Genomic DNA, 6,896 nt, shown 5'->3' with positions numbered 1-6,896 from the left:
GGGTCGCCGAGCCCGGCCGCGAGGGCGGCGCCCTCCTCGAGCGCGGCCATCTCCCCCGGGACGTCCCCCGCGGCCGCGGCTGTGCCCGCGGCGGCCTCGACCGCGACCGGGTCGGCCGCCGCCAGGGCGTCGACCAGGGCGACCACCGGCGCGGTGAGCACGCCGTCGGGCGCATCGGCCCGCAGGGCGGCGGCGACCGCGTCGAGGGCGTCGCGGCGGTCGGCGCGCAGGGCGAGGCGGGCGAGGTCGGGCCCGAACATCACCGACACGATCGTCCGGCCGCCGTCCCGCGCCGCCGCCCACGCCGCGTGGGCCCGCGTGTGCGCCGCGGCGAGGCTGCCGCGCGCCTCGTCGACGAGGGCGACCGCGATCGCGACGGCCGGCAGCCCGAACTGCTCCGGAGCGTCCCGGGCCCGGTCGAGCGTCGCGGCGGCGGCCCCGGCGTCGCCGCGGTCGAGCTGCATCCGCGCCCGACCCGCGAGCGCGAGCGAGGTCCAGCCCGTGCCGGTCCCGGCCGCCGCGGCGAGACCGGCGTCGATCTCGGCCGACGCCTCCCGCCACCGGCCCGCCGCCGTGTGGATCCGCGCGGACACGAACTCGTGGTACGGCCCGAGCCACAGGTGGCCGGAGCGCCGGGCGCGGGAGCGCACCGCGAGGGAGTCGCGCTCCGCGGCGGCCGGCCCCTCGGCGAGCAGCCGGCACCAGGCGGGCCACACGGTCGCCGACGCCGCGTCCGCCCACGACTCCCCCGCCCGCGCCTCGACCGACGCCGTGGCGAGCTCGGTGGCCCGGTGGGTGCGCCCGCGCAGGAGCGCGGCGATGGCGGCGTTGAGCAGGGCGGTGGGGTGGTCGGGGTCGGCCGGCGGGTCGGGCAGGGCCGTGTCGCCGGCGAGCAGGTCGACCCAGGTCCGCAGGTGCCCGAGCCGGGTACGGGCCTCGTCGGGAAGGGGCAGCGCCAGCAGCGCGTCGATCTCGGCGCGGGCGTCGGCCACCCGCGCGGCGCTGATCAGGGTGAAGCACAGGAACGAGCGCAGCCGGGAGCGGACGGCGGGGTCGTCGCTGGTGGCGAGCCCTTCGCGCGCGACGTGGACCGCGTCGTCGACCCGGCCCGCCGCCGCGAGCGTGCCCGCCCGGCTCAGCGCGTCGTCGGCCTCGAGCGCGGCCGCGTGGGCGGTGTGCAGCAGGCGCCGCAGCGGGGGCGGGACGTCGTCGTACACGGCGTCGCGGTCGGACTCGCGGACGAACTCGAGCCGGTCGTCGGGGCGCCAGCGCAGGACGCCCGCCGCCGTCGCCTCGCGGACCGCGGTGAGCATCGCCCCGGCCGGCAGACCGGACACCGAGGAGAGGTGCTCGACCGACGCCGCCCCGCCCCAGACCGCGAGCACGGCGGCGAGGTCGGCGGCCGGACCCTCCAACGCGCGTCCGGGAAGGGCCACCACGACCCGAATCTAGACAGCCGACCCGGGCCGTGCCGCGGGACTCACCCGGTCGGGCGCTCGACCCGCTGCTTGACCGTCCGGAGCGTGGCCTGCATGCCCTCGCGGTTGTGCGACGGGCTGTCGCCGGTGCGCGCCTTCCCGACGAGGGCCGCGATCGCGGTGCGCTTGTCCTGCCAGCGCTGGGTGACCTTCGTCCCCTGCCCCTCGGGCGTGAGGGTGAAGCTCCAGCGGGCCACGGACTGGCCGACGACGTCGACGTCCCAGCTGATGTGGCGCTGCTCGTCGTACTCGGCGACCGTGCTCGTCGTCGGCCAGCGGAGCAGGCCCTTGCGGTTCCACCCGACGAACCGGGCGCCCGGGCGCGGACCGTCGGCCCCGCCGAGCCAGCGGACCGCGTAGCACTCGGGCGAGATCTCGACGATCCGCGCCGGGTCCCCGACGAGCTCCCAGACCTCGTCGACGGGCGCGTCCACGACCTCGCTCACCACCACGTCCGGCGCCTTCTCGGGCACGCGTGACCTCCTCCTGGTTCGACGGCTACCGGTCGGTACGACCGATCGTCGGCGAACTCTAGGGGTGCACCCGGGTTACCGTGTCGGCGCGGCCCAGCGACGTGGCGCTACGCTTCGTTCGGGATCGATACAGAACAGATCGGACGGGACCCCATGTCGCTGACCCTCGACGACCTCCGCGTCCGCACCCTCGGTGACTGCGAGTACGACTCACCCTTCGCCGAGATGCTGTCCACCAAGCGGACGTCGCCCCACTACGTCGCCGAGGACGACCGCGTCCTGGTCGACGACACCGTCTCCGTGCTGCTCTCCCACGGCGTGCCGATCGACCGGGTCCCGAGCTTCGAGACCGCCGGCCCCCGCAAGAAGATCTACTTCGACCCGGCGCGGACCACCGTCGGCATCGTCACCTGCGGCGGGCTCTGCCCGGGGCTGAACGACGTGATCCGCGGCATCGTCCAGGAGCTCACCGAGCACTACCACGTGAAGCGGATCCTCGGGTTCCGCAACGGCTACCAGGGCCTGTCGAAGGACTCCCGGCACACGACGATGGAGCTGAGCCTCGACCGGGTCCGCGACATCAACAACGCCGGCGGGACGATCCTCGGCAGCTCGCGCGGCGCGCAGGACCCCGAGGAGATGGTCGACACCCTCCTGATCCACGAGATCGACGTCCTGTTCGTCATCGGGGGCGACGGTTCGATGCGCGGGGCGACGGCGCTGACCGAGGTGATCGACGCCCGCAAGCTCGACATCGCGGTGGTCGGGGTGCCGAAGACGATCGACAACGACCTGCCCTACACCGACCAGAGCTTCGGGTTCCAGACGGCGTTCGCGCGGGCCACCGACTTCATCCAGTCGGTGTTCATCGAGTCGCAGGCCGCGGAGAACGGCGTCGGGATCGTCAAGCTGATGGGCCGGCACTCGGGCTTCATCGCCTGCTACGCCGCGCTCTCGGTCAACGACGCCGACTTCGTCCTGATCCCCGAGGTGCCGTTCGGCCTCGAGGGGGACGACGGGCTGCTGTGCCGGGTGGAGCGCCACCTGCGCGAGCACGGGCAGGTCGTCCTCGTCGTGGCCGAGGGCGCCGGGCAGCACCTGCTCGAGGCCTCGGAGACGAAGGACAAGTCGGGGAACGCGAAGCTCGGCGACATCGGGCTGTTCCTCAAGGAGCGCATCACGACGAAGCTCTCCGAGGTCGGCCTCGAGCCGACCGTGCGCTACCTCGACCCCTCGTACGCGATCCGCTCGGTCCCGGCGAACGCCTACGACAGCGTCTACTGCGTGCGCCTGGCCCACGCCGCGGTGCACGCCGGGATGGCGGGGCGGACGCAGACCGTCGTCGTGCGGTGGCGCCGCCGGTTCGTGCACGTGCCGATGGCGCTGATCACCGGGCACCGCAACGAGATCGACCCCGACGGCGACCTGTGGATGTCGGTGCTCGAGGCGACGGGTCAGCCGGCGAACATCGGTCGCTAACCTTCGTCGCCGGCGCGACCTGTGCGTGCGTTTCCGTGCCCGGGCACGGAAACGCACGCACGAAGGCGCAGCCTCAATTGACCTTCACGAGGTCGACGACGAACACCAGGTGCGCGCCGGCCGGGATGACCGGCGGGACGCCCTGGTCGCCGTAGCCCTGGTGCGGCGGCACGACGAGGATGCGGCGCCCGCCCTCGCGCATGCCGGAGATGCCGAGCTTGAACCCGTCGATGACCTGGCCGAGGGGGAACTCGACCGGCGCACCGCCCCGGCTCCACGAGGAGTCGAACTCGCCGCCGTCGGAGACGCGGATGCCCTGGTACTGCACCTGCACGGTGTCGCGGGTCTTCGCCTCGGCGCCGCCGCCGATGACGAGGTCGGTGATGTCGAGGTCGCTGGGCAGGGTGTCGGGGGTGACCGACGCGCCCGGGGCGCGGGTCAGGTCCTCGGCGTTCTCCACGGTGACAGCCATGCGCCCACCGTAACGACCGGCCGGGGGCCTCCCGGCGCCCCGGCCGTCGTCGTACCGCTCTAGCTCTTGGGCGCCAGCCCCAGCAGCGAGCGGGCCTTCGCGCCCACCGTCTCCTTGACGCCGTTCGCGATGATCGCCAGCGCGTCGGGGTCGCCCGTGACCTGCGAGCGGGCGGTGTTGAACGCCTGCTGCAGCGTGACGTGCGGCGGGACCAGGGGGATGTCCTTGTCGACCTTGGCGTCGACGACGAACGGCCGGTCGGCGGCGAGCGCCCGGTCCCACACCGACCCGATGTCGGCGCGCTCGGTCAGGGTCGCGCCGTCGAGCCCCAGCAGCTTCGCCCATTCCGCGTAGGGCACGTCGGGCAGCGACTGCGACTGCGGGTCGGGCGCCTCGCCGAGCATCCCGCGGGTCTCCCAGGAGACGAACGAGAGGTCGTCGTTGGAGAGCACCAGCACGACGAAGCGGGGGTCGGCCCACGTCTTCCAGTAGCGCTGGACCGTGATGAGCTCGTTCACGCCGTTCATCTGCATCGCGCCGTCGCCGACGAGGGCGATCACCGGCCGGTCGGGGTGCGCGGTCTTCGCGGCGATCGCGTAGGGCATCGCGCCGCCCATCGAGAGCAGCGTGCCGGAGAGCGAGCCCCGCTGGGTGGGCCGCAGCGTGAGGTCGCGGGCGTACCAGGAGGTGGCGGTGCCGCAGTCGACGGCGATCTGGGCGTCGTCGGGCAGGCGGTCGGAGAGCTGCCGGACGACGAGCTCCGGGTTCAGCGACGACGTGTGGGTGTGGGCGCGCTGCTCGGAGAACGAGTCCCACGACGCGGTCCAGCGCTCCACGTGCGCCCGCCACGACGAGCTCTCCTTCTCGCGCAGCATCGGCAGCAGCGCCGAGAGCGTCGCGTCGGCGTCGCCGGTCAGGTTCACCTCGGTGTCGTAGCGGATGCCGCAGCGGGAACCGTCGACGTCGATCTGCACCGCCCGGGCCTGGCCCGGCGCCGGGTAGTACTCGGTGTACGGCATCGTCGAACCGACGATCAGGAGCGTGTCGCACTCGCGCATGAGGTGCCACGACGCGGTGGTCCCCAGCAGGCCGACGGCGCCGGTGTTCCAGGGCGAGCGCTCGTCGACGACGCCCTTGCCGAGCAGTGCGGTGGTGAGGCCGGCCTGCAGGCGGTTGGCGGTCTCGGTGAGCACCTGGGAGGCGCCGAGGGCGCCCGCGCCGGCGAGGATCGCGACCTTCTCCCCCGCGTTCAGCACCTCCGCCGCGGCGCGCAGCGCGGAGTCGGCCGGGGCACCCGGATCGGACGAGGGCACCGCGGAGGTGTGGTAGTAGCCGTGGGCGTCCGGCGGGTCGGGGACCGCGTCCTCCTCGAGGACGTCGCTGGGCAGGATGATCACCGCGACGGTGCGGTCGGCCAGCGCCGTGCGGCAGGCGCGGTCGACGATGTGCCGCACCTGCGAGGGGTCCTTCACCTCGGCGACGTAGCCGCCGACGTCGGAGAACAGGGTGGAGAGGTCGACCTCCTGGTAGTAGCCGCCAGCCTGCGCGGTCTGCGCGGTGTGGCCGAGCAGGGCGACGACGGGCTGGTGGTCGAGCTTCGCGTCGTAGAGGCCGTTGAGGGCGTGGACCGCGCCGGGCCCGCCGGTGACCGCGCAGCAGCCGATCGTCGAGCCGCCGTACTTGACGTCGGCGCACGCGGCGAAGGCGGCGGTCTCCTCGTGGCGGACCTGGACGAACTCGGCGTCGTCCCGCTTGGGCAGCGCCGTGAAGATCCCGCCGATGCCGTCGCCGGGGTAGCCGTAGAACCGGTGCACTCCCCAGGCGGCGAGACGGTCGAGGACGTGCTCGGCGACGTTCTTCGGTGCACTCACCCCCGACGGCTACCCGCTCGGCCTACATGTCGATCGGGCCCAGCGGACGCAGCGGGTGCTCCAGCGGCGTGGGTGCCGAGCCCTCGGGGCCGAACGGCGAGCCGCCGAGCTCCTCGCGGTGGTGCGTGGTCAGCCAGGCCGACGGCTCCGGGCCGAGCGGGACGATCTGCGTCGGGTTGATCGTCGTCTGGACCATGTAGTAGTGCCGCTTGATGTGGTCGAAGTCGACCGTGTCGCCGAACCCGGGGGTCTGGTAGAGGTCGCGGGCGTAGGCCCAGAGCGCGCCGAACTCGGCGAGCTTCTGCCGGTTGCACTTGAAGTGGGACTGGTAGACCGCGTCGAACCGGGCGAGCGTGGTGAACAGCCGGATGTCGGCCTCGGTGATGTGGTCGCCCACGAGGTAGCGCTGGTTCTCGAGCCGCTCGTCGAGCGCGTCGAGCCGGGCGAACAGGGCGGTGAAGGCCTCCTCGTAGCGGGCCTGCTTCGTGGCGAACCCGGCCCGGTAGACCCCGTTGTTGACGTCGTGGAAGACGCCCTCGTTCACCCCGTCGATCTCCTCCCGCAGCTCCTCGGGGTAGAGGTCGGGGGCGCCCGCGCGCTGGTGGGCGCGCCACTGCTGCCCGAGGTCGATCGTGATCTGGGGGTAGTCGTTGGTGACCAGCTGCCCGGAGGCCACGTCGACGATCGCCGGGACGCTGACGCCGTTCTCGGTGCCGTCCTCCGGGTCGCGGGCGAGGTAGGCCTGCTCGAGGTGGGTGTAGCCGAGCACCGGGTCCTTCGCGTCCTCGTCGAGGGAGAAGCGCCAGGAGCGGTCGTCCTGCAGCGGGTCGGTGATCCCGAGCGAGATCGCGTCCTCGAGCCCCATGAGACGGCGGACGATCACCGAGCGGTGCGCCCACGGGCAGGCCAGCGACACGACGAGGCGGTAGCGCCCGGGCTCGGCCGGCCACTCGCCCTCCCCGGTGGGATTCGCGACGATGCGGTCGGTGAACCGGGGCCCCCGGCGCTTGAACGAGCCGCTCGAGTCGGCGTAGGCCTTCGTGTTGCCGGCAGTGGTGCTCACACCCGGAGAGGTTCCCACCGGCGCGGCTGTCGATTCGGCGGAACGAGCGCGACGTCATGA

6 protein-coding genes are annotated in these 6,896 nt (G+C 73.4%); 1 reads left to right on the top strand and 5 read right to left on the bottom strand.

Annotation, left to right across the window (positions count from 1 at the left end):
- The coding region (locus tag ACFPBZ_RS12385) for a hypothetical protein (RefSeq protein ID WP_378036349.1) at nucleotides 1-1,439 on the bottom strand (1,439 nt) is incomplete at its 3' end.
- A gap of 41 nt (nucleotides 1,440-1,480) precedes the next feature.
- Nucleotides 1,481-1,951: an SRPBCC family protein gene (locus tag ACFPBZ_RS12380; protein ID WP_378036348.1), complete on the bottom strand. Its 471-nt coding sequence runs from the start codon at nucleotides 1,949-1,951 to the stop codon at nucleotides 1,481-1,483.
- 153 nt (nucleotides 1,952-2,104) lie between these two features.
- Between ACFPBZ_RS12380 and ACFPBZ_RS12375 the strand changes: the two genes are divergently transcribed.
- The gene (locus tag ACFPBZ_RS12375; RefSeq protein WP_378036347.1) at nucleotides 2,105-3,430 is read left to right on the top strand and encodes an ATP-dependent 6-phosphofructokinase; all 1,326 of its coding nucleotides are present in this window, start codon (nucleotides 2,105-2,107) and stop codon (nucleotides 3,428-3,430) included.
- A 73-nt stretch (nucleotides 3,431-3,503) separates the two neighbouring features.
- On the opposite strand, the gene ACFPBZ_RS12370 is transcribed toward ACFPBZ_RS12375, so the two are convergent.
- The 3 genes from ACFPBZ_RS12370 to ACFPBZ_RS12360 are packed head-to-tail and all read right to left on the bottom strand — an operon-like array spanning nucleotide 3,504 to nucleotide 6,836.
- Nucleotides 3,504-3,902 (bottom strand): FKBP-type peptidyl-prolyl cis-trans isomerase, encoded by a 399-nt coding sequence (locus ACFPBZ_RS12370; protein ID WP_378036346.1) that lies wholly within the window; start codon nucleotides 3,900-3,902, stop codon nucleotides 3,504-3,506.
- 59 nt (nucleotides 3,903-3,961) lie between these two features.
- Entirely contained in the window at nucleotides 3,962-5,773 is a 1,812-nt protein-coding gene (locus tag ACFPBZ_RS12365) for a thiamine pyrophosphate-requiring protein (protein ID WP_378036345.1), read from the bottom strand.
- 22 nt (nucleotides 5,774-5,795) lie between these two features.
- Nucleotides 5,796-6,836 carry a glutathione S-transferase family protein gene (locus tag ACFPBZ_RS12360; protein ID WP_378036344.1) on the bottom strand — a complete coding sequence of 347 codons (1,041 nt, stop codon included), beginning with the start codon at nucleotides 6,834-6,836 and terminating at the stop codon, nucleotides 5,796-5,798.
- Nucleotides 6,837-6,896: the final 60 nt, after the last annotated feature.

Source organism: Actinomycetospora atypica, assembly GCF_042653685.1.
Lineage (GTDB): Bacteria > Actinomycetota > Actinomycetes > Mycobacteriales > Pseudonocardiaceae > Actinomycetospora > Actinomycetospora atypica.
This window is presented reverse-complemented; position numbering and strand designations above follow the sequence as displayed.

What these genes read in the sequence shown, in the direction of transcription:
- ACFPBZ_RS12375 (WP_378036347.1), top strand. Translation starts at nt 2,105, where the DNA reads ATGTCGCTGACCCTCGACGACCTCCGCGTCCGCACCCTCGGTGACTGC.
- ACFPBZ_RS12370 (WP_378036346.1), bottom strand. Translation starts at nt 3,902, where the DNA reads ATGGCTGTCACCGTGGAGAACGCCGAGGACCTGACCCGCGCCCCGGGC.